At 58.7% G+C, this 19,662-nt stretch carries 17 protein-coding genes; 5 read left to right on the top strand and 12 right to left on the bottom strand.

The window, feature by feature from the left end; translation table 11 throughout:
- The first annotated feature begins 16 nt into the window (after positions 1-16).
- Together KUF54_RS17185 and KUF54_RS17180 are read left to right on the top strand one after the other, a co-directional pair.
- Positions 17-838 carry a pyruvate, water dikinase regulatory protein gene (locus KUF54_RS17185; RefSeq protein ID WP_219344078.1) on the top strand — a complete coding sequence of 274 codons (822 nt, stop codon included), beginning with the start codon at positions 17-19 and terminating at the stop codon, positions 836-838.
- A gap of 145 nt (positions 839-983) precedes the next feature.
- A complete protein-coding gene (locus tag KUF54_RS17180; RefSeq protein WP_219344076.1) occupies positions 984-1,772 on the top strand; it encodes a glycosyltransferase family 2 protein in 789 nt (262 codons plus the stop codon).
- Positions 1,773-1,873: 101 nt separating this feature from the next.
- On the opposite strand, the gene KUF54_RS17175 is transcribed toward KUF54_RS17180, so the two are convergent.
- The 6 genes from KUF54_RS17175 to KUF54_RS17150 all read right to left on the bottom strand — a co-directional run bounded on the left by KUF54_RS17175 (position 1,874) and on the right by KUF54_RS17150 (position 8,575).
- Positions 1,874-2,689 carry a heme ABC transporter ATP-binding protein gene (locus KUF54_RS17175; RefSeq protein WP_219344074.1) on the bottom strand — a complete coding sequence of 272 codons (816 nt, stop codon included), beginning with the start codon at positions 2,687-2,689 and terminating at the stop codon, positions 1,874-1,876.
- Entirely contained in the window at positions 2,686-3,759 is a 1,074-nt protein-coding gene (locus KUF54_RS17170) for an iron ABC transporter permease (protein ID WP_219346455.1), read from the bottom strand. The genes KUF54_RS17175 and KUF54_RS17170 overlap by 4 nt, the downstream gene beginning before the upstream one ends.
- Before the next feature lie 67 nt (positions 3,760-3,826).
- Positions 3,827-4,726, bottom strand: a complete 900-nt coding sequence (locus KUF54_RS17165) for a hemin ABC transporter substrate-binding protein (RefSeq protein ID WP_219344072.1) — start codon at positions 4,724-4,726, stop codon at positions 3,827-3,829.
- The gene (locus KUF54_RS17160) at positions 4,723-5,835 is read right to left on the bottom strand and encodes a hemin-degrading factor (RefSeq protein WP_219344070.1); all 1,113 of its coding nucleotides are present in this window, start codon (positions 5,833-5,835) and stop codon (positions 4,723-4,725) included. Before KUF54_RS17160 ends, KUF54_RS17165 begins: the two co-directional genes overlap by 4 nt.
- Positions 5,832-6,215 (bottom strand): hypothetical protein, encoded by a 384-nt coding sequence (locus KUF54_RS17155; RefSeq protein WP_219344068.1) that lies wholly within the window; start codon positions 6,213-6,215, stop codon positions 5,832-5,834. The genes KUF54_RS17160 and KUF54_RS17155 overlap by 4 nt, the downstream gene beginning before the upstream one ends.
- 83 nt (positions 6,216-6,298) lie before the next feature.
- Positions 6,299-8,575, bottom strand: coding sequence for a TonB-dependent hemoglobin/transferrin/lactoferrin family receptor (locus KUF54_RS17150; RefSeq protein WP_219344066.1), 2,277 nt, complete (start codon positions 8,573-8,575; stop codon positions 6,299-6,301).
- Between the two features lie 525 nt (positions 8,576-9,100).
- Between KUF54_RS17150 and KUF54_RS17145 the strand changes: the two genes are divergently transcribed.
- Complete coding sequence (locus tag KUF54_RS17145; protein WP_219344064.1) at positions 9,101-10,357, top strand: NRAMP family divalent metal transporter; 1,257 nt, start codon at positions 9,101-9,103, stop codon at positions 10,355-10,357.
- A gap of 110 nt (positions 10,358-10,467) precedes the next feature.
- Here the strand turns inward: KUF54_RS17145 and ahpF are convergent, their stop codons facing one another.
- Together ahpF and ahpC are read right to left on the bottom strand one after the other, a co-directional pair.
- Positions 10,468-12,024, bottom strand: coding sequence for an alkyl hydroperoxide reductase subunit F (gene ahpF / locus KUF54_RS17140; protein ID WP_219344063.1), 1,557 nt, complete (start codon positions 12,022-12,024; stop codon positions 10,468-10,470).
- A 174-nt stretch (positions 12,025-12,198) separates the two neighbouring features.
- Positions 12,199-12,774: an alkyl hydroperoxide reductase subunit C gene (ahpC, locus tag KUF54_RS17135; protein WP_219344061.1), complete on the bottom strand. Its 576-nt coding sequence runs from the start codon at positions 12,772-12,774 to the stop codon at positions 12,199-12,201.
- A 394-nt stretch (positions 12,775-13,168) separates the two neighbouring features.
- Here ahpC and bfr point away from each other — a divergent pair, with 394 nt between their 5' ends.
- Complete coding sequence (gene bfr / locus KUF54_RS17130) at positions 13,169-13,645, top strand: bacterioferritin (protein ID WP_219344059.1); 477 nt, start codon at positions 13,169-13,171, stop codon at positions 13,643-13,645.
- Positions 13,646-13,745: 100 nt separating this feature from the next.
- On the opposite strand, the gene KUF54_RS17125 is transcribed toward bfr, so the two are convergent.
- The 4 genes from KUF54_RS17125 to KUF54_RS17110 all read right to left on the bottom strand — a co-directional run bounded on the left by KUF54_RS17125 (position 13,746) and on the right by KUF54_RS17110 (position 18,987).
- A complete protein-coding gene (locus KUF54_RS17125) occupies positions 13,746-14,702 on the bottom strand; it encodes an alpha-E domain-containing protein (protein ID WP_219344057.1) in 957 nt (318 codons plus the stop codon).
- A complete protein-coding gene (locus KUF54_RS17550) occupies positions 14,696-14,842 on the bottom strand; it encodes an alpha-E domain-containing protein (protein ID WP_219344055.1) in 147 nt (48 codons plus the stop codon). The genes KUF54_RS17125 and KUF54_RS17550 overlap by 7 nt, the downstream gene beginning before the upstream one ends.
- Positions 14,842-16,320, bottom strand: a complete 1,479-nt coding sequence (locus tag KUF54_RS17115) for a circularly permuted type 2 ATP-grasp protein (RefSeq protein WP_219344054.1) — start codon at positions 16,318-16,320, stop codon at positions 14,842-14,844. Before KUF54_RS17115 ends, KUF54_RS17550 begins: the two co-directional genes overlap by 1 nt.
- Positions 16,321-16,473: 153 nt before the next feature.
- A complete protein-coding gene (locus KUF54_RS17110) occupies positions 16,474-18,987 on the bottom strand; it encodes a DNA internalization-related competence protein ComEC/Rec2 (RefSeq protein WP_370627564.1) in 2,514 nt (837 codons plus the stop codon).
- A 208-nt stretch (positions 18,988-19,195) separates the two neighbouring features.
- Here KUF54_RS17110 and KUF54_RS17105 point away from each other — a divergent pair, with 208 nt between their 5' ends.
- A complete protein-coding gene (locus KUF54_RS17105) occupies positions 19,196-19,657 on the top strand; it encodes a RidA family protein (RefSeq protein ID WP_219344052.1) in 462 nt (153 codons plus the stop codon).
- Positions 19,658-19,662: the final 5 nt, after the last annotated feature.

Genomic DNA, 19,662 nt, shown 5'->3' with positions numbered 1-19,662 from the left:
AATCACTGCGCTCACCATGCATACCCATACGATTTTTGTCATTTCTGACGGCACAGGCATCACGGCTGAAACCTTTGGCACGGCCATCATGGCCCAGTTCGACAGCAAACCGCGTCTGGTCCGCATTCCTTTTGTGGACTCGATGGACAAGATTCATCAGGCCGTTCGCCAGATCAACCATGTGGCGGAAGTGGAAGCCAAAAAGCCCATCATCTTCACCACACTGGTCAATCAGGAGATGCTGGAGTTCCTGGAAGCCAATAGCAAGGGCAAGCTATTTGACATGTTCGGCACCTTTGTGCGCCCGCTGGAAGTAGAACTGGGCCAAAAGTCGCTGCACCGCGTGGGCCGCTTCGCCGATATCAGCGAAAGCAAGGAATACCTGGAGCGCATGGAGGCCATCAACTACACGCTGGCCCACGATGATGGTCAGACTCATACCGACCTGACGGGCGCGGACGTGATCTTGGTGGGTGTGAGCCGCAGCGGCAAGACGCCAACCAGCCTGTATCTGGCCATGCAGTTTGGCCTGAAAGTAGCCAACTACCCGCTGATTCCTGAAGACTTTGAACGCAAGCAATTGCCGCCTGCGCTGGAGCCTTTCCGCAAAAAGCTGTTTGGCCTGACGATTCAGCCCGAGCGCCTGTCGAGCATCCGCAACGAACGCCGCCCTGACTCCAAGTACGCCAGCCTGCAAAACTGCCGCTACGAAGTGGCCGAGGCCGAGTCCATGATGCGCAGAAGCGGCATTCGCTGGTTGTCCAGCACCACAAAATCGATTGAAGAAATCGCGACGACCATCTTGCAGGAAGTATTGCCTCAGCATCTGGGATATTAAGAGCGCTGAACACAACTCAGCAAATCGAAGGTTTTCGGTTGAGACGAGAAGCCGCAGGCAGTACAAGCGTACGACAAGGCGAAGTAACGACGTATCAAGGGTTGTGTTAGCGACACTAATTACACACTGTGCCCAAGGCACTCATATGAGCACTCCACAAATTAGCTGCATTATTCCTGTTTACAACGGGCAGGATTGCCTTGAGAGAGCCGTTCAGTCGGTACTCCGTCAACACAATGTAGATGTGGAAGTGCTGCTTATCGATGACTTCAGTTCTCAGCAACAAGCTCGGGATTGCGCCACCGCACTCGCCCAAAGTGACAAACGCGTGCGCACCTTTTTCTTGCCAGAAAACGGCGGACAAAGCCGCGCTCGCAACTTAGGTGGCATGCTCGCCAGCGCACCACTGCTAACGTTTTTAGATCAAGACGATGAGCACGTACAAGACTGGTACTCCACTGCGGTGAACTTTCTTCTGCAAAACCAGGATACAGGCGGGATCTCTGGAGCGGCTCAAGTCGTCGATTTACCAATGCGTCTGGGTTTGCAAGAAGACGATTTGCGCATCCGCGGCTTGTCTTACGTCTTCATGACCAATGTGATCTGTAGGCGAAGTGTTTTTTTGGCTTCTGGTGGCTTCCCCACCGCAGCGGCGTGGCGCACCTCTGCCGCAGGAGAAGATGGCCACTACCGCTCAATGCTGTTAAAGCATTGGAATTTTTTAGGCTGCAACCAAGCTGCGCTCATTCACCATGCTCGCGAAGGTGGTGCGACCGTTTTTTTCCTCGATCGCAGCCGTGTTGAGAACGGTCAGGTGGTGATGGAACTCACTGAGTCAGAAAAAAATGGCGTCATGCAAAACGCTGTTGATCAATACCAATATTTCATCGATAGCTCGGTCAACGAAATTCAGCACTGCCTTAAGAGCGGCTAACACCACTCAGCAAACCGAAGGTCTGTGCTTAAACGAGGCCGTAAATTTGAGAGCAGAGTATCCTTATACAGCGTGGAATTTCAGCGTTTTGTTTCTGAATATCAAGCAGCAAAAGAACTCCCTGCTACAAAAATATATTGCAGCGCACCGTCGCTGCTGCGCACCGGGTCACATTGCATGCCCCACACGCGCTCAATTAACTCAGGCTGCAGCACCTCTTGCGTTGCGCCCCAACTCACACCGGCTGTTCCGCCCAGCACCAGCACATCGTCGGCATAGCGCAGGGCCAGATTCAGGTCATGAATTACCGCTACCACGCCCGCGCCCTGCTCGGCTGACCACTGGCGCAGCAGGCGCATGGCATGGTGCTGGTGGGCCAAATCAAGGGCAGCCGTGGGTTCATCCAACAGCAGCCAGCGCGCAGCGCCATCGGCCGGTGCCTGCCAAATCTGCGCCAAGGCTCTGGCCAGATGGGCCCGTGCGCGCTCGCCGCCTGACAAAGTATTGATGCTGCGCTGGGCCAGATGATCGACACCAGTCAGCGCCATGGCGCCCTGCACGATTTGCGCCTCCTGTGCGCTGGCATGTTCGCGGTGCGGGTAGCGGCCCAGTTCCACCACTTCCTGCGCGGTGAAGTCAAATGCCACGCTGCAGTCTTGCGGCATGACAGCGCGCCGTCGCGCCAAAGCCTGCATAGATTGACTGGGCAGCGCCAGCCCATCCAGCAGCACCTGCCCGGCCTGCGCAGCGCGCTCGCCCACCAGCATGGACATGAGCGTGGACTTGCCCGCGCCATTGGGGCCGAGGATAGCGGTAAAACGCCCGGCCTGAATCTGCACATCCACGGTGGCCAGACGCGGGCCTTTGGCCACGCCTACGCCCAGATTGCGGCATTCGATGCTCGAAGCTGCCTTCATACCTTGCTCCTGAACTGGCGCAGCATGGCCAGAAATAGCGGCACGCCAATAAAGGCAGTGAGCACGCCCAGCGGCAGCTCCGCCGGTTTGACGAGGGTGCGCGCCACCGCATCCGCGCTGACCACCAGCGCCGCCCCAAGCAAGGCCGAGCCCGGTAGCACCACACGGTGATCTGGCCCGGCAATCAGTCGCACCCAGTGGGGTGCCACAAGACCGATAAAGCCAATGATGCCGGTTGTTGCCGTCACCGCGCCCACCGCCAGAGCTGCCACCATCACTGCACGTCGCTTGGTTTTCTCGACTGCGACGCCCAGCAAATTGGCCTGCGCCTCGCCCAGTGCAATCGCATTTAAAGGCCTTGCCAGCACCAGCGCGGCCAACGTGCTTAAAGCGACCGCTGCGCCCACCAAGCCCACAGCACTCCAGCGCGATGCGCCCAGACTGCCAAGCAGCCACATCTGCAAATTGCGCAGCTGCTCATCCGTCGAAATAAAGCTCAAAAAACCCAGCCCAGCACCGGCCAGCGCATTAATCGCAATGCCAGCCAGCAGCATCAGACCGATGCGGGTAGTGCCCTGCACTTGACCCAGCACATAGACCACGGCCGTGACGGCCAGACCGCCACCAAACGCCATGACCACCAGCGCCCAGCTGCCCAGATGGCGCGGCAGCCACGGCAGATACATGCCGCCCAGCACGATGGTGATACCCGCAGCCAGCGCAGCGCCGCTGCTCACGCCAATCAAACCGGGGTCTGCCAGCGGATTGCGAAACAGGCCCTGCATCAATGCCCCCGCCAGCCCCAGACCTGCACCCGCAGCCACGCCCATCAGCAGCCGCGGCAGGCGAATATTGAGAAAGACCAGATGCTCAGGGCCGGTCTCTACTGCGCTGCCGAAAAGACTGCGAGCCCCATCCCAGACAATGCCCGGCAACTGCGCGGGCGCAATCGCATAAGCACCGCTGGCCGCCCCCCAGACCATAGCCAGCAGCACCAGCACCGCGCCCAGCAGCAACGCGGCACTGCGGCTGAGCCGCCCGGCAGGCGTGCGCCAGCGCGATGCGGCCATGGGCGCGCTAGGCAGCGGCGAGGCCGATTGAGCCGATGTGGCCGGCTTAGCGAGCACCACACTCATCTCATGCCACCCATTGCAGGCTGCGCATATGCAGCGCCTGCACCGCCGTAGGCAGGCGCGGACCAAAGCCCAGCAGGTGGCTGGCCTCCAGCGTTACCAGCGCCTTCTTGGCAAAGGCGGGAGTCAAGGCCAGCTCGGGTCGCTTCCAGAAAGCCATCTCACCGCCCATAGCGTCAATGCCCTGCGTGGTGATGACGATGACTTCTGGCGCGGCGCTGGCCATGGCCTCTGCCGTCAGCGGCTTGTAGCCATCGAACTGGTTGATGGCGTTGGCGCAGCCTGCGTACTCCATCAGCGCATTGGCAGCTGTGCCCCGCCCTGCGACCTGCGGGCTACCGCTATGCGCCAGCACAAACAGCACGCGCGGCTTGCGCTGGGCCTTGGCGACTTGGGCCTGCACCGCGCTCCACTGCGCATCAAGCTGGGCCAGCAACTTGTCTGCATCGGCTGTGCGGCCTGTTTCGCGGCCCACAACCTTGACCTTTTCCTGCACCTCAGCCCAGTTGTGCTGGGCCTTGACCAGCGCCACACGCACGCCAGCCTGCCGAATCTGATCGAGCACCACGGGCGGCCCGGCATCGCTGGTGCCCACCACCGCATCGGGTTTGAGGGACAGCAGGCCTTCGGCCGAGAGCTGGCGCACATAACCGACCTTGGCCGTTTTCTGCGCGGCTTCAGGGAACAGGCTGGTGGTGTCCGTGCCCACCAGCAGGCTCTGGGCATTGAGCAAATAGACCACTTCGGTCAACGCGCCGCTGAGCGACACCAGGCGGCGGGCAGGTGAAATCGATTGCGTAGAAGCTTGTGCAGAGTTTTGTGCGAATGCAGGCATGGCCGAAGCCAGTGCCGCACCGCCCAGCCACTGCAGGCCGCCGCGCCGTGACAGCAATATGTCGTTCATACAGCCTCCGCCACCGCAGCATGGCGCTGCAGGCCTGCAACCAGATCGCGCCAGCTTTGCAGCTCGGGCTGGCCGGGCTTGCGCTCGCCAAAGAACATGGCCATGTTGTTGCCTTCGGCATCAAACACTTCCACCGAAGTCACCACGCCATCGCTGGTGGGCTTTTGCACCACCCACACATTGGCAATCATGTCGGTGCGCAGATGCAGGCTGAAGCCCTTGTCCAGCACATTGATCCAGCGCACGCCGTCCTTACCATCCATAGGTTGGATGTTGCTCACGGCGCCGGTGTGAATCTGAATACAGCCGCCGCTGCCCACAAATACCATGATGGAGACACCATCCACCGCCGCATTGCCCAGCAACTCGGTGACGGCAACGGCGCTCAGGCGCTCGCAATACTGAGGCACCAGACGCAAGGCCTGCTGGCGCTCAGCACCAAACTTACGCAGCATCTCGAAGAACTCGTGCGTGTCCTTGAGCGCAGTCCATGCCTGCGTCAGCGCGGGCACATCAATCTCAGCATCGGCCTTGATGGCGGGCTTGGCTGCGCGCTCGCGAAACACATAACCAGCGGACGGCTCGGCAAAACGTTCCACCAGCGCATTCCACGCTGCCATATCGGTTGCTTCACGTGCAAACACCTTGTGCACGGCGCGGCCCGCTGCATCGTAGAACTGCAGGCTGTGCATGGCCGGGCGACCGGAGTTGACGGCTTCTTCCGTCACCGCAAAACCGGCATGCCACTGCATAAAGAACAGACGAAGATCAATCTCGCGGCTCAGCGCCAGTCCAACGGGGCCTTGGGCCGATACGTTCTGGTAAATGCCGTTTTTTTCATGCACGGTAGATTCGTTGCGCGTGAGCGCCATCACCGTGCCGCAGGCCTCAAGGCCTTTGAGAATGTCTAGCCATTGAGCGCGCAGCGGCACAGCTTTCAGGCTGCGCTCATGCTCGCCACCATGGGCTGCAATCACGGCGCCTTCGCTCAATTTCAACGCCTCAGCGGCGTCTTTGGCACGCAGACCTTGCAGGCGCTTTTGCGCAAATTCTTCGCGAATCTGCACCGCAGTCATGGTCTTCATTTCGGGGGATGTGATGGCGTTCATTGCAGGATCTCCGGGCTGTGGTGCCAGTGCGTTTGTGGGTGGGTCAATGCGTTGTCAAAACTCGTCTCAGCCGCAGGCTGATCCGGTTCGGGCTGGGTCATTACTTGGGCCACCGCGCCCCAGCGCTGCCCCAGCTTTTGCAGAAAATGGCGCATGTCGCCAGAGCGGGCGTGGCCATCCAGCCCATCGGCCATGCGCACCAGTTGCTCTGACACACGCTGCGCCATGGGCGCGCGGTGCGCCGCACAGCAGCCTTGGCTAAAGCCGGTCATCAGCGCCAGCACGGTGGCCAGCTGGGCTTCGCCTTCAGTCAACAGATATTCCTCATCGCGGCTGCCAGATTCACTCTGGACATTGCCGGCGCGCTCATAAACAGACATAGCACACTCCTGCGGTTTTTGAGTAGAAATTTGAGTCAAATAGGCCTCTAGTGCTTGCTAATCAAGCACTTTTAGCTATCAAATCAGAAGTCCTGAACCAGCGACACGCGCACATTGCGACCCGCTTGGCTGTAGGCGTCGGCAATCTGGGTCGTCGCCGTCAAGCTACGCACATCGGCCCAGCGCCAGTGCTTTTTGTCGCTCAGGTTGTAGATGCCCACGTTCAAACGTGTGCCGGGGCGAATGCGCCACTGCGCGCTCAAGTCCAGCACCGTGGCGCTGGGGCTGAGCCAGGCGTTGGCCACAGACACATCCTTGGCCTTTTTGCCCGCCCAGTGCGATGCGCTGAGCTGCACACCCACCTTCGAGCTGTCGTAGCGCACGCCCAGCACCAGTTGCTGGGGCGAGATGGTGTCCACCCCCTTACCGGTGCTCTTGTCCGTGCCCTTGGTGTAGCCATAGGCGGCATTGGTGCGCCAGTTGCCACCGGCAAATTGGCCCCAGTCGTAATCAGCCTTCAACTCAAAGCCGCTGATGTGCACGCGGCTTAAGTTGACCGACTGGAAGATGGCCGGGTTGTTGCGATTGCCATAGGCGCCCGAGACCAAGACCTGATCTTGAATAAAGTCTTTGTAGCGACCGCTGAAGACGGCTGCATCGAGACGCAGCGCGCTCATGCGGCCACGCAGCCCCAGCTCAAAGGTATTGCTTTTTTCAGCCTTGAGATTGGCGTTGGGAATGCTCTTGTAGAACGCAAACGGGTTCTCGAAGAAAGCATTGATCTGACCGGCGTTAGGCGCTCTAAAGCCTGCGGCGTAATTGCCGTAGACCGACCATGCCTCATTCATCTGGAACATGGCTCCCAGCTTGGGCGAGACTGCCGAGTCCGAGTTACTCACAACCGCTGGCGCAAAGCCCGCCTGTTTGGGCTTGATGCTGTAGTGCTCGGCCCGCACGCCAGGCGTCAGGCTGAATGCGCCGTAGGCCAGCTCGGCCTGCGCAAATAGTGCTGTCGATGTTTCGGTGGTGTCGGGGAAGCGCTTGAGCGGAAAGCTCTCGCCCGCTGGCGGCGAAATACCGTTTTGCGTGTTGATGACCTTGCCGCGCAGATAGTCCACGCCATACGTCAGCTTACCGCTGACGCCGCTGTCAAAGCGCAGCAACTTGCCCGCCTGCGCATGCAGTTGCAGTGCGTCCTCGTCATAGGTCACATCGCGCTCGCGGTAGGGCAAGCCGATGCGGGTTTCGGTCACAAACTCGCGCGAATCGGAGCTTTGGTAGCTGGCCATCAGCTTGATCTCATCGGCCAGTGCCGTATCCAGCTGCTGCCACTGGCCTTGCCAGGAGGCACGCCAGCGCTTCATGGTGGTCTGGGCCTGCGAATCCGCCACGCTGACGCTGCGAGCAGTCAGCAGGTTGTAGTCGGCGCGCTTGTCTACGTTCTCCAGCGTGAACACATGCTTTTGCACCGCTGACGGCGTGTAGACCAGACGGCCAAACAGCGAATGACTCTTGTCTTTTTCTGGGTTGGGCGTGGTGCGGTTGGCCCCAACGATATTGTTGGTGCCCATGTTCTCCAGCGCGCTGGCACGGCCCATACCAGCTGACAGCAGCCAGCTCCATTCAGGGCTGGCACGGCCAGCAATCGTGGCGCCCACGCGCTTGCCGTTGTCCGCACCGTCATAGCTGACCGAGGCACGGCCTGCAATGGTTTTGCCGTCTTTGAGCAAATCAACGGGCTGCATGGTGATGAAGTTGACCAGACCGCCCATGCCGTCAGAGCCATAAAGCGCAGGCACCGAGCCACGCAGAATTTCCACGCGCTGCACCAGGCCCAGATCTACAGAATCTCGACCAAAGGCATTGGCGCTGAAGACATAGCTGCGCGGCAGGCGCACGCCGTCCACCAGCATCAGCACGCGATTGCCATCCAGCCCGCGGATATTGAAGCCGCTGTTCTGGTCACGTCCCGTCGATGCCCCCGCCAGCCCAAAGCGAGCCGGGCTGCGCGGCACCTGCACATTGGGCAGCTTGGCAGCCAGCTCACGAATGTCGCTGATCTGCTCCTCCTCCATCTTCTTGGCGTCAATCACGTCAATGCTCATGGGCAGGCTGTCAGCGTCCTGCTCGTCACGCGACGCACTGACCACCACGTCGCGCATCAAGGGCGCACTGCGGTCTGCATGGGCGGCGGCAACTTGAACAGCGGCAGGCGTTTGCACCGCCCCTTCAACTTGCGCCTGCGCAGCAATAGAAGCACAGGCCAGCGCACAAGCCAAAGCTAACGGACGAATGTTGGCACGAAAGTCAGAGCGCGGCGCCAACGCGGCGTGGGCGTGCGAAACAGTGGCGTAAGCCATACCAGAAACCCTCTTTATTCATTGAAATGGACAAGAGCTGGCTTCTGATAGTTGCACTGACTGCCACAGGTTGAAACGGTTGAGTTTTCATGACCTGTAGCTGGCACTCATTTGCTGGCTGAACGGGAAGAAGTATATGCGAATAATTCTCAACCGCATAAAGAAGAGTTACAAAAAGAGGAAAAACAGCCTGAACAAGTGCTTGTCACTCACAGGCCTCAGGTTCATGATCCGCCCTGTTTTCACAGCTATTTCTTGATGACCATGAACCCTGACCGAAGTCACGGGTCCATCTCGTCCCAGCGCTGAAGTCACGGCCACAGGCCTTGCAGCAGAGTCCGGGACAGAGGGGCCCATCCTCAACCCGGAGAGTCTGCTGCGCAGCCAAGTCGCATGCCCGCTCCCCGACCGCCACTGATGCGGCCATGCCTTGTGCAAGGCTGCCGGGAGCCGCCCATGAAACACCTCTTCACCCGGATCTTCACCCGAAAATTTCCTCACGGATTTCTACTCATTCCACGCACCATGGCCGCTGCCCGCCGCCTTGGACCCGGCCTGATTACCGGCGCCGCCGACGACGATCCAAGCGGCATTGCCACCTACTCGCAAGCCGGCGCTCAATGGCGCTTTGGTCTTGTGTGGATGCTGCTGTTGACCACGCCGCTGATGATTGGCATTCAGATGCTGTCCGCCCGCATCGGCTGGGCCACTGGCCGTGGGCTGGCTGCCAATATGGTGACGCTGTGCCCACGTTGGCTCACACGCAGCCTGATTGCCCTGCTGGTCGTTGCCAACACCATCAATATTGCGGCTGACATTGGTGCTATGGCCGAGGCTGCACGCCTCATCGTTGGCGGCTCGACCATTCTCTACAGCCTGTTGTTTGGCGCAGTGTGCTTGCTGGCGCAAGTCTGCTTTTCATATGAACGCTCGGTGCGCCTGCTCAAATGGCTGACGGTGTCACTGCTGGCCTATTTCGCCGTGGTGATGGTGGTGCATGTGCCCTTCAGGCAAATGACGATGGAATCGCTGCAGCCCTGGCGCTTTATGCCGGCCCACGCCACGCTGAGCGACTACGCCGCCATGATGGTGGCGGCACTGGGCACGACCATCAGCCCCTATCTTTTCTTCTGGCAAGCCTCGCAGGAAGTAGAAGACTTGCGCCTGCGCCCTGACGCGGCTGCGCTGCGCAAGTTCCCCGCCTATGTGCAAGAGCACCTTGCACGTATCCGACTCGACACCATGGTGGGCATGCTGCTATCTAACGCAGTGGCGCTGAGCATTGTGGTGGCCACCGCCGTCACGCTGAATCTCAATGGCATCACCGAAATTCAGACCTCGGCCCAAGCTGCCGAAGCACTTCGCCCTGTGGCGGGAGACTTCGCTTTTGTGATCTTCGCACTGGGCATCATCGGCACGGGCTTGCTGGCCGTGCCTGTACTGGCAGGCTCCGCTGCTTATGCCGTCAGTGAAGTGCTGGGCTGGAAGGCCAGCCTCTCGCACGGCTTTCAAGAGGCTCGCGGTTTTTACGGTCTCATCATCGCTGCCACAGGCCTTGGCACCGTGCTGGGCATGCTGGAAGTGGATCCCATCAAGGCGCTGGTGTGGAGCGCTGTCGTCAATGGCGTGATCTCCGTGCCCATCATGGCGGTGATGCTATGGCTGGGTCAGTCGCCACGCATCATGGGTGATTTGACGATTTCAATGCGCCACCGCTGTCTGGGCTGGGGCGCTACGCTGCTGATGGCAGTTGCCGTGGTGGTGATGTTTGCCACGCTGTAGCGCGGCGCAAGCCCAGCTGGGTTGAACGCCAGCCCACAAAAAAGAGGACTGCCTAAGCAGTCCTCTTTTGATAGCTTCTAGTCCTTATACATAAAGGACCAGAAGGCGATTTAGTTGCGAATCATGTGATCAAAGGCAGACAAAGCAGCCGTTGCGCCAGCACCCGCAGCAATCACGATTTGCTTGTAGGGCACAGTCGTGCAGTCACCAGCGGCGAACACGCCGGGCACATTGGTGTGGCCCTTGGCATCAATGATGATTTCGCCGAACTTGCTCAGCTCAACCGAGCCCTTGAGCCACTCAGTGTTAGGCACCAGACCGATCTGGATGAACACGCCTTCAAGCTCGACCAAATGCTCGGAACCCGCTCCACGGTCCTTGTACTTCAGGCCGTTGACTTTGCCATTGGCACCGGTGATTTCGGTGGTCTGCGCGTTCTTCAGGATGGTCACGTTGGGCAGGCTTTCCAGCTTTTTAACCAGTACAGCATCGGCCTTGAGCTGATCACCGTACTCGACCAAAGTCACGTGCTTGACGATACCGGCCAAGTCAATCGCGGCCTCAACGCCGGAGTTACCGCCACCGATCACGGACACGCGCTTGCCCTTGAACAAAGGACCATCGCAATGCGGGCAGTAAGCCACGCCCTTGTTCTTGTACTCGGCTTCGCCGGGCACGTTCACATTGCGCCAGCGGGCACCGGTGGACAAGATCACGGTCTTGGCCTTGAGCGAGCCGCCATTTTCCAGCTGCACCTCTACCAAACCGCCGGGAGTAGCCGCAGGAATCAGCTTCTGGGCGCGCTGCAAGTTCATGATGTCCACGTCGTAAGCACGCGCATGGGCTTCCAAAGCCATAGCGAACTTGGGGCCGTCGGTTTCCAACACAGAGATGTAGTTCTCAATGGCCAGCGTGTCGTTAACCTGACCACCAAAGCGCTCAGCAGCAACACCCGTGCGGATACCCTTGCGAGCAGCGTACACAGCCGCTGCGGCGCCAGCGGGGCCACCGCCAATGACCAACACATCGAAAGCGTCCTTAGCAGACAGCTTGGCGGCTTCGCGGGCAGCGGATCCAGTATCCAAACGGGCCAACACTTCTTCCACGCTGGTACGACCGGCATGGAACATCTGGCCGTTCATGAACACCATTGGCACAGCCATAACTTCGCGCTCTTCCACTTCCTTTTGGAAAGCGCCGCCCTCAATGATCGTGGTCTTGACCTTGGGGTTGATTACCGCCATCAGCGACAAGGCTTGCACCACGTCAGGGCAGTTGTGGCAGCTCAGGCCCATGTAGACGTCGAAGTTGTAATCGCCGTCCAGCGCTTGGATCTGCTCGATCACTTCGGCAGACACCTTCGGTGGGTGACCACCGGTCCACAGCAGCGCCAGCACCAGCGACGTGAATTCGTGACCCAAGGGCAGACCGGCAAAGCGCAGGGAGTTCGTCGCGCCTACGCGTTGCAGGGTGAAAGATGGCTTGCGGGCATCGCTGCCATCAGTGCGCAGGGAAATCTTGTCGCTGCGCAGAGTTTGGATGGTTTGCAGCAGATCGAGCATTTGCTTCGAAGTCTCGCTGTCATCCAAAGAAGCCACCAGCTCAAACGGCTGCTGCACACGCTCCAAATAGGCTGCGAGTTGGGCTTTGAGTTGATCGTTAAGCATGGTGGATTCCTTAAAATTTTTGAGTTGTTTGATGCGTTTGCGCAAACTGACTTTGAGCCGTTTGCCCACCCATAAAAGCAAAAAATGGGCGAAAAAAAGCCGGACGGGTGAGCCAAGGCCCAAACGTCGTCCGGCTTTGTGAGCGCCTAAGCGCTCAGCCGATAAAAATCAGGCTTAGATCTTGCCAACCAGATCCAGGGAAGGTGTCAGGGAAGCAGCGCCTTCCTTCCACTTAGCTGGGCACACTTGACCGGGGTTAGCGGCGGTGAACTGAGCAGCCTTGAGCTTGCGCAGAGTTTCGGACACGTCACGAGCGATTTCGTTGGAGTGCACTTCAGCGGTCTTGATTTGACCTTCTGGGTTGATGATGAAGGTGCCGCGCAGAGCCAGGCCTTCTTCAGGGATGTGCACGCCGAAAGCGTTTGTCAGAGTGTGAGTTGCATCGCCGATCAGGGGGAACTTAGCCTTGCCCACTGCGTCGGAAGTCTCGTGCCACACCTTGTGCGAGAAGTGTGTATCGGTAGTCACGATGTACACCTCAGCGCCAGCGGCTTGGAAAGCTGCGTAGTTTTCAGCTGCGTCTTCGATTTCTGTAGGGCAGTTGAAAGTGAAAGCGGCTGGCATGAAAATCAGCACAGACCACTTGCCCTTCAGGCTTTCTTCGGTCACGGTGATGAAGTCACCCTTACCGTCACGGTTCACGAAAGCGTTGGCCTTGAAAGGTTGGACTTGTGTATTGATCAAAGACATTTAAGGTTTCCTTGTGGTTAGTGGTGATTACGGAGTTAAGTTTAGATCCACTCAATCAATAAAACCAATCAATTGACTTTATTGAATCGATTGCGCAAATCTATCAACCTTGTTCCGTTCAATCTAAAGACAAGCCGCATCACTTTGCAGCCCAGCTTTGTATTGTGAAGCGAATCTGTCTACATCAGACCAACTCTCTTTCAATCAAGCCCATAGCTTTTGTTGTCATGAAGCCGACACTGCAGCGGTTTAGTGCTTAGGAAACTATTCGTAAACTAAACGAGAACGCGCATCAGATGCAGCCAATCCGCCCTGGCATGGACTTTGTTTGATTTGCCTCATAAAGCATGGACAATCCATACGACACAACACATTGCCCAAGAAGGAGTCCACCATGAAAGGTGATGCACAAGTTATTTCCTGGCTGCAAGCCCAACTCAAAAACGAGCTGACTGCCATCAACCAGTACTTCTTGCACTACCGCATGTACAAGCACTGGGGCTTCGACAAGCTGGCCAAGAAAGAATACGAAGAATCCATCGGCGAGATGAAGCACGCTGACTGGCTGATGGACCGTATCTTCACGCTCGACGGCCTGCCCAACCTGCAAGACCTGGGCAAGCTGCAAATCGGTGAAGACGTGCCAGAAGCATTGGCCTGCGACCTGCGCTTGGAGCAAGGTGCCCAGCAAACCGTCAAGGACGGCATTGCCCACTGCGAATCCGTGCGTGACTATGTCTCGCGCGATCTGCTGCAAAAGATTCTGGACGACACCGAAGAGCACATCGACTTTTTGGAGACCCAGCTTGATTTGATCGACAAGGTCGGCACGCAAAACTACCTGCAATCGCTGATGGGCGAGATCAAGTAATCAGGCAGTAAATAGACAGTGATCAGGCAGCGCCCTGATCGCCAAAAAAAAGCGGTCCCAAGTGGACCGCTTTTTTTGTCTACCCTGAACACTAATGCTATTAGTTTGGTATCAAGAAGTCCTTGCTAATGCCTGACCCTAGGTCATTCACACGGTCCAAAAACTGCGTGAGATAGGCGTGCAGGCCGGTGGTCAAAATCTCGTCAATACGGCCGTATTGCAGATCAGCCAGCAAACGCCCGGCCTTGCGCTGGGTTTCCTTAGATTGGCTGTTGCTCACACGTTCTAGGTTTTTGACCACCTCATGCATGCTCGCCAGCAGCGACCTGGGCATGTCGGCGCGCAGCATCAACAACTCGGCCACACGCTCTGGCGTAATCACATCGCGGTATACCTTGCGGTAGACCTCGAAGGCCGAGACGCTGCGCAACAAGGCGCTCCAGTGATAGAAGTCGAAGTTCATCAACGCACGGCCACGCGGCGTGCCGTGATAGTCACGCTCGATAGAGTGAAACTTCACATCCAGCAGCCGCGCCGTGTTGTCGGCGCGCTCTACAAACGTGCCCAGGCGCACAAAGTGCAGCGCCTCGTCTTTAAGCATGGTGCCCAGCGATACACCGCGCCACAGGTGCGAGCGGTATTTGACCCATTCAAAAAACTGCGCCGGGTCTTTCTTCCATGCATCGTTGTCATAGTTGCGTTGTAGCGCCAGCCAAGTCTGGTTTTGCGTCTCCCACGACTCCGTCGTCAATGCACCGCGCACAGCACGGGCGTTCTCTCTGGCCGCCCTCAGGCAGGCGAAGATTGAAGAGGGGTTGGCCTCATCCGTCACCATGAACTGCAGCACAGAGTCACGGTCAAGCTCTGGGTACTTGGCCTGAAAAGCCGGTATCAATTCGCTAATCGACAACACACTTTGCCAGCCCCGGCGCGCATCATGAATGCCCTGCGGCAGCATGTCGGTTTCATAAGCCACGCTCAACATGCGCGCAGTGTTCTCTGCCCGCTCTGTATAGCGGGACATCCAGTAAAGGTGATCGGCGGTACGGCTCAGCATAGGCACTCCTTGAGCAGAGAACCCCACACACGCGGATCACGCGCGCAGTTTTCTGGTGAAAAAATGCCTGCAGCATTTTTTTCTGCCCGCTCTGTGTAACTAGACATCCAATACAAATGGTCTGCGGTACGTGAAAGCATCAGCGGCCTCCCTTGTCGTCTTCTTGATTTTCTTGCGCTTGCAGCACCCAGGTGTCCTTGGTGCCGCCGCCTTGCGAAGAGTTCACCACCAGCGAGCCTTCTTTCAGCGCCACGCGCGTTAAACCGCCAGCCACCATATTGATATCAGTGCCGCTCAACACAAAAGGCCGCAAATCAATATGACGCGGGGCAATGCCCTGCTCCACCATGGTGGGGCAGGTAGATAGGCTCAGCGTGGGCTGGGCAATATAGTTACTGGGGTTGCCCACCAAGACGCGGCGGAAGGCCTCAATCTCGGCCTGCGTGGCCGTGGGGCCAATCAACATGCCGTAACCGCCCGCGCCGTGTACTTCTTTCACGACCAGCTCATGCAGGTGGTCCAGCACGTAATTCAGGTCATCTTCTTTGCGGCACAGCCAAGTCGGCACGTTCTGCAAGATGGGCTCTTCCTTGAGATAAAACCGAATCATCTCCGGCACATAGGGGTAGACCGATTTATCGTCAGCGATGCCCGTGCCCACGGCGTTGCAGATGTTGACGTTGCCCGCACGGTAGGCACGCATCAAACCCTTGCAGCCCAGTGTGGATGTGGGGTGGAAAACCTCAGGGTCCAGAAAATCATCATCGACGCGGCGGTAAATCACATCGACTCGCTGCAGGCCTTGGGTGGTGCGCATGTAGACAATGTCTTTTTCCACCACCAAGTCTTGCCCCTCAACCAGTTCCACGCCCATTTGCTGGGCCAAGAAAGCATGCTCAAAGTAAGCGCTGTTGTGCATGCCCGGCGTCAGCACCACCACCGTGGGCTCCAAAGCGCCAGATGGGGCACTGCTATGCAAGGTGTCCAGCAACATATCGGGGTAATGCGCCACCGGGGCCACGGAGTGCTTGCCAAACAGATCGGGGAACAGGCGCATGGTCATGCGGCGGTTTTCCAGCATGTAGGAAACGCCAGAGGGCACGCGCAAATTGTCTTCCAGCACGTAGTAGACGCCGTTGCCATCGGCATCCGGCGCACGCACGATGTCGATGCCGGCAATGTTGGCATACACATCGTTGGGCACTTGAATGCCTTCCATCTCTGGACGGTACTGGCTGTTACCGCCTACCAGCTCGTGCGGAATCAGGCCTGCCTTGACCATCTCTTGGCCGTGATAGGCATCGCGAATAAAACAGTTCAGAGCTTTGACACGCTGGGCCAAACCGGCCTGCATGCTCTCCCACTCATGGGCCGGGATGATGCGGGGAATCAAGTCAAAAGGAATCAGGCGTTCCGTGCCTGCGCCGCTTTCGTCCTTGTCGCCGTACACCGCAAAGGTGATACCTACGCGGCGGAAAATGATTTCAGCCTCGGCGCTGCGGGCACGCAGGTAATCCGGCGACTGATTGGCCAGCCACTGCGCATAGTCCAGATAGTGGTCTCGCACCGCACCAGATTCGGCGGGGGAGTTCAGATACATCTCATCAAATGTGCGCATTCTGTCCTCTACATATAGCCCGGCTCGCGTGTGCAAGCCACTGTTTTAGTTTAGCCACCCTGAGCGCTCTCCAACGCAGGCATAGACCCGTAGACTCATCACCTACAGAGTGACATCCAAGTCACGCAAGCCCCGTGCCAGTTCCGGCCCACTTTAAGGGGGTTGGCGATGAACATCCCAATATCGCGAATGAAGCTGACGCTCACATTGCAAAGATACCGCTTGCTCAGAGCGCCAAAGCGCCGCGCCGCAGCGCTCTTGCAGCACTAACTCGCTTGCTGCGGCCTTGTACCGGTCAACCACCGCCGCCACCGGGTGGCCAAAGCGATTGAGATAACCAGCTTGCACCACCGCCCAATGCGGCTGCAGTGTTTTGACCCAAGCCTCGGTCGAAGAAGTTTTGCTGCCATGGTGCGGCACCTGCAGCCAGTCCACAACATCTGTAATGCGGGTCTGCAAAAGCAACTGCTCTTGCGCGGCTTCAATATCGCCCACCAGCAAAGCCACGCTGCCGCTGACTGAGCGTATGCGCAGCACACAGCTGCCAAAGTTGGGCTGGGGCTTGCGCCCGTTCAACCATGCATCGCCTGCAGGTGGGTGCAGCACCTCAAACGTCACCCCATCCCACTGCCAGTGCTGGCCTTGGGTGCAGCGCTCTACGGGAGCAGAACTTGCCAGCGCCGCCAGCAGCGGGTCTTCAATCACAGAGTCAGATCCCCAAACCTTCATCTGTGGCTGAGCCGCTTTAACAGCCAGCGCACCACCTGTGTGGTCGCTGTCGCGGTGGCTCAGCATCATGGCGTCTAGCCGCATGCCTTGGGCAGCCAGCAGCGGCACAATCACGCGTTCACCCGCATCGCTTTGGCGGCTGTATTGCGGCCCTGCGTCATACAAAAGCCTGTGGCCTGCTGTGCTGATGATGACGGCATTGCCCTGCCCAATGTCCACCGCTTGCAGCTCAAACTCGCCCACTTTCGGCCAGGCCTGCGGCCACAGCAAGGCAGGCAGCGCAAACAAAGCAGCCACCACGCGCAGCCGCACAGGCAATGGTGCGATAACGAGCAAGCCCGCCGCAATCGCCAGCACACTGGCCCACCATGCGGGCTGAGGCATGCACCAAACCGCCCAAGGCAAATCTGCCAGCCATTGCAGCAACCCCATCAAAGGCAGCATGGCCAGCGCCGCTGCGGCTGCACCCACAGGCACCAAAGCCGCCAATAAGGCCAGCGGCGTAACCAGCAAAGTCACCCAAGGAATAGCCACCAGATTGGCCAGCAAGCCGACGATGGACACCTGCCCAAACAGCAGCAAACCCAGTGGTGCTAACGCCAGCGATATCAACCACTGCTCACGCGCCAAAGCATAGATTTTTGAAAGAAATCTGGCTGTAGTCTTTTCACCATCTGGACTAGTAGCTACAAAATTAGAAGCAAGCAGCACCCCCACAGCCACAAAGCTCAGCCAGAACCCGGCCTGCCAAAGTGCCCACGGATCGAGCGCCACAACCACTGCCAGCGCCAGCAGCCACACACAAGCCCAAGGCCAGCGCGCACCCAGTGTTTGCAGCAGCGCCACCACCGCCAACATGCACACCGTGCGCTGCGCAGGCAGCCCCCAGCCGCTAAACAGCGCATAGCCCGTAGCCAAAAGCACACCCACCCACAAAGCCGCACGCGGCGCGGAAATGATGCTGCAAGCCCGCGCACTGCGGCGCCACAAGCGCCCCACTATCAAAGCCGCCAGCCAAGCGAACATGGTGATGTGAAGGCCCGAAATACTCATCAAATGCGCCACACCCGTCTGGCGAAACATGGCCCAGTCTTTGCGCTCAATCGCTTGCTGATCGCCCACCGCCAAGGCCGCGACCACACCTAGCGCGCCCTGCTGGCTTTCAAGGTCCATACCCGGCAAATCAGCCCCCTGCAACCACGTTTGTAAATGCGCAGCCTGCGCCTGAATCCGGTCACGCAGCCACTGGCGCCAGCGCTGCAGCGGGTATTGCGCCGTTACTTCTAACAGTTGCTGCGGCGCTTTATCGCGCACATAGCCTGTGGCCTGAATGCCTTGCTCCCACGCCAGCAATTCATAGTCAAAGCCATGCGGGTTGCGCGCCCCGTGCGGGCGTTTGATGCGTACCGTCAACCGCCAGCGCTGGCCGGGGCTCAGCGCCACGCCTTGTGCCCAAGGGGCAATCAAGGGCTGGCTGGTGTCCATCTCTTTTCCGTAAGGGCCGTACCAAGCCAGTTCGAGCAAAGGCGGCACCCCGGCTGGAGCCTCATCGACGGCAAAGCGCCAGCGCTGCCCGTTGCTGGTAGTTTGCAGCATGGATGCAATCCGGCCCTGCACTTGCAGATCAACCGACTCCAGCGACTTAGGTAAGGTCTGCGCCAGATAGGCATGGGCGCGCCAGCCTGTGGCCCCAGCTACGCAGCAGGCGGCGGCCCACACCAGCAGCAACCAGCACAGCAGCGGCCTGCGCTGCAATGGCCTAACCATCAGCAGCATGAGCAAGCCCAGCACCAGCAGACTTTGGTAGACCCACAAGCCCCACAACTGCGCCTGCGTGACCTGCCACGCAGCACCCAGCACGCAACCCCATAGCGGAGCCAGCCAAGACAGGCGGGCGCGCTGCATGGGGTGGGCGAGCTGAATAGCGCTTTGCTCCATCTCGCCATGCTAGGCGCGGCGCGCACGCGCCAGAACTGCGGCTATCCCTGCCCTGCACTTAACCCCTGCATTCAAGGTAAAACGGCTTCAAGTCCATATAGCTATTGGACTATCAGCTATCAATTCAAAAGATCGGCAGGCCGCAGGCACTGTGTCAAACTTGCCAGTCTTTCATCCACTCACCATTGCCCTATTTTCGGAGCCAGACATGAGCATCAACGACACCCTCAAAGCCCTGAACATCACCCTGCCAGAAGTAGCGATGCCCGCCGCCGCCTACCTGCCCTATGTGCAAAGCGGCAGCATGGTCTTCCTCAGCGGTCACATCGCCAAGCAAAACGGCCAGCCTTGGGTGGGCAAGCTCGGTGAGAACATCACCACCGAAGAAGGCAAGCTGGCCGCCCGCGCCGTGGCGATTGATTTGATGGGCACGCTGCAACACGCTTGCGGCGGCGATCTCAGCCGCGTCAAGCGCATCGTCAAGGTGATGAGCTTGGTCAACTCCTCGCCCGCCTATACCGAGCAGCACCTGGTCACCAACGGCTGCAGCGAGCTGCTGGTGCAAGTCTTTGGCGACGCAGGCAAGCACGCCCGCAGCGCTTTCGGCGTGGCGCAAATCCCCATGGGCTGCTGCGTTGAAATTGAACTGATCGCCGAACTCGCCGATTAATCAAC

Source organism: Comamonas sp. Y33R10-2 (genome assembly GCF_019355935.1).
Taxonomy (GTDB): Bacteria; Pseudomonadota; Gammaproteobacteria; order Burkholderiales; family Burkholderiaceae_C; genus Comamonas.
Note: the sequence above shows the minus strand (reverse complement) of the source record. Positions and strands in the feature narration are given on the sequence as shown.

Coding starts and splice junctions, on each gene's coding strand:
- KUF54_RS17185 (WP_219344078.1), top strand. CDS start 17: ATGCATACCCATACGATTTTTGTCATTTCTGACGGCACAGGCATCACG.
- KUF54_RS17180 (WP_219344076.1), top strand. CDS start 984: ATGAGCACTCCACAAATTAGCTGCATTATTCCTGTTTACAACGGGCAG.
- KUF54_RS17175 (WP_219344074.1), bottom strand. CDS start 2,689: ATGAAGGCAGCTTCGAGCATCGAATGCCGCAATCTGGGCGTAGGCGTG.
- KUF54_RS17170 (WP_219346455.1), bottom strand. CDS start 3,759: ATGGCCGCATCGCGCTGGCGCACGCCTGCCGGGCGGCTCAGCCGCAGT.
- KUF54_RS17165 (WP_219344072.1), bottom strand. CDS start 4,726: ATGAACGACATATTGCTGTCACGGCGCGGCGGCCTGCAGTGGCTGGGC.
- KUF54_RS17160 (WP_219344070.1), bottom strand. CDS start 5,835: ATGAACGCCATCACATCCCCCGAAATGAAGACCATGACTGCGGTGCAG.
- KUF54_RS17155 (WP_219344068.1), bottom strand. CDS start 6,215: ATGTCTGTTTATGAGCGCGCCGGCAATGTCCAGAGTGAATCTGGCAGC.
- KUF54_RS17150 (WP_219344066.1), bottom strand. CDS start 8,575: ATGGCTTACGCCACTGTTTCGCACGCCCACGCCGCGTTGGCGCCGCGC.
- KUF54_RS17145 (WP_219344064.1), top strand. CDS start 9,101: ATGGCCGCTGCCCGCCGCCTTGGACCCGGCCTGATTACCGGCGCCGCC.
- ahpF (WP_219344063.1), bottom strand. CDS start 12,024: ATGCTTAACGATCAACTCAAAGCCCAACTCGCAGCCTATTTGGAGCGT.
- ahpC (WP_219344061.1), bottom strand. CDS start 12,774: ATGTCTTTGATCAATACACAAGTCCAACCTTTCAAGGCCAACGCTTTC.
- bfr (WP_219344059.1), top strand. CDS start 13,169: ATGAAAGGTGATGCACAAGTTATTTCCTGGCTGCAAGCCCAACTCAAA.
- KUF54_RS17125 (WP_219344057.1), bottom strand. CDS start 14,702: ATGCTGAGCCGTACCGCCGATCACCTTTACTGGATGTCCCGCTATACA.
- KUF54_RS17550 (WP_219344055.1), bottom strand. CDS start 14,842: ATGCTTTCACGTACCGCAGACCATTTGTATTGGATGTCTAGTTACACA.
- KUF54_RS17115 (WP_219344054.1), bottom strand. CDS start 16,320: ATGCGCACATTTGATGAGATGTATCTGAACTCCCCCGCCGAATCTGGT.
- KUF54_RS17110 (WP_370627564.1), bottom strand. CDS start 18,987: ATGGAGCAAAGCGCTATTCAGCTCGCCCACCCCATGCAGCGCGCCCGC.
- KUF54_RS17105 (WP_219344052.1), top strand. CDS start 19,196: ATGAGCATCAACGACACCCTCAAAGCCCTGAACATCACCCTGCCAGAA.